Origin of the sequence: Citrobacter sp. S55_ASV_140, from assembly GCF_018919505.1 — a bacterium.
Lineage (GTDB): Bacteria > Pseudomonadota > Gammaproteobacteria > Enterobacterales > Enterobacteriaceae > Citrobacter > Citrobacter werkmanii.
Window position 1 is genome coordinate 1 of the sequence record NZ_JAHLQZ010000365.1, and the last position, 1,727, is coordinate 1,727.

The 1,727-nt window shown below is 46.0% G+C and carries 2 protein-coding genes; both read right to left on the reverse strand.

Annotation, left to right across the window (positions count from 1 at the left end; genetic code table 11):
- The coding region (locus KQJ18_RS23805) for a MerR family DNA-binding transcriptional regulator (RefSeq protein WP_140424755.1) at window positions 1–131 on the reverse strand (131 nt) is incomplete at its 3' end.
- A gap of 222 nt (window positions 132–353) precedes the next feature.
- Complete coding sequence (locus KQJ18_RS23810) at window positions 354–1,565, reverse strand: diguanylate phosphodiesterase (protein ID WP_069324669.1); 1,212 nt, start codon at window positions 1,563–1,565, stop codon at window positions 354–356.
- Window positions 1,566–1,727: the final 162 nt, after the last annotated feature.

A 1,727-nucleotide genomic window follows, 5' to 3' on the forward strand; every position in this document is an offset into this window, starting at 1 on the left:
TCATCAAAGAGTCGGTGTCCGCCTTCGCTTCGTTGAGGTTTGAGTAAACCGTAGCGTCGTTGCCATGCCCGAAGGGTTACAGGATTTATCCCGCAACGTTCTGCGACGTCGCCGATGCTGTAATAAGCCATAGTTCCCCCAAACACTCCTGATTCTCCGTCACCGATATGCGGTTCCTGTCACTTTGTACAACATGCATCTAATTGTACAAAACATACAGAGCATTCTAGCAAAATTAAGATTTACTTTACTATCACGCGTGAGAATATTGCTGGCTTTAACCTCAGAAAAGGGGGGAGGTAACAAATGATTTTCATAATCCATTGAATATCAATGATTTATTGTGTGGCTATTTATTTTCTCTCAGGCCATGCCACAGAAGGGGTACCGTTCAGCAAGGCTGCTGCAAATAAGTTACCCTGGAAAAGCTCGATCCCAGCGGATTCAAGCCACATCCATTCTTCGGGTTTTTCAATGCCAACGGCTGAAAGCTGAATCTCAAGTGAAGTACAGCATTTAATGATCGCCTGAATGATAGCCTGTCTTGGGCCACTTTTATGGACATCAGCAATGAGTTCTCGACTGATCTTTATTCTGTCCGGCTGGAAACGAGACAGAAGTAAAAGCCCAGCATAACCCGCGCCAAAATGATCAACTGCCACACAAATCCCTGCCGCTTTAAGTGATTTTACCGCCTGTGCAAAAGCATCAAAGCGGGAGATGACTTCGCTCTCGGTAAATTCCACGATGATTTGTTCAGGGACCAGTCCATTTGCGGCTATTTCATGAATCAGAAAGTTAACAGCGTCGGGTCTGTTCACCAGCGTCATGGGTAACAGATTGACTGACAACATTTTTTCACCAAGATTCAGAGCGCTGGCCATGGCAAATGCCGTCTTTTTACTTTCCAGATCCGCTGTGTACATCTCTTCCGTGCTTAATTTGTCAAAGTACGCTGCCGGAGTTTCCCCATCTTTACCACGAATAAGCGCTTCCAGAGCGATAACGCGTTGTGACATAGGGTCGATAATTGGTTGAAAGGCAAAGGTGTAGTCGGTATTTGACGCGAGCTCTGCTTCATTAAGGGTTGTACAACTTTTATCGGTAATAAAATCCCAGAAATCGGCAGCAGGGATTTCAAAATAAGTCGATTTTTCTGTTGCCAGTACGAATGTCCGGAAAAACTGCAATGCCCGGTCATCATAGGTGAGCTGGAATTTTGACGTCCCCTGATTCAGTACAGCTTGTAAGACCTCAGCCCGTTCATGTTTTTGCAAATCAAATAACTCCATCCCGACCTTCCCGAACCGGCGCGCAGGGGCATAATCGCACATCAGCTCGACAATATTGTAGTGCCGTGAGTCGTTACAGATACAACGATAAATCTCCTTCACCTGCTCTTCTGGGCCTTCAAGCAGCTGGAAAAAATGCTGACCGTTAAAGAGCAAGATCCCTGTAACATCAGAGCGCCTGTTTTTCAGATTTGCGGCCATCACCATATCCTCAATCGCACAGAGGGGGGCGTCATCACGTAGATGGCTACGGTAAATAATGGTCGTGAGCATGGACAGTCCGGGATTAAGGGATGAGGTGAGGTAAGGACAGTATCAGACAAACGCGGTTATGTCCTGATTTTCAATACATTATTTTAACCATAAATTTACACGTGTAAGGCTATACAGACGCCATAACCGCTCCCGGGAAACAAAGGCTGTACAGTACCTGGA

Coding starts and splice junctions, on each gene's coding strand:
- KQJ18_RS23810 (WP_069324669.1), bottom strand. CDS start 1,565: ATGCTCACGACCATTATTTACCGTAGCCATCTACGTGATGACGCCCCC.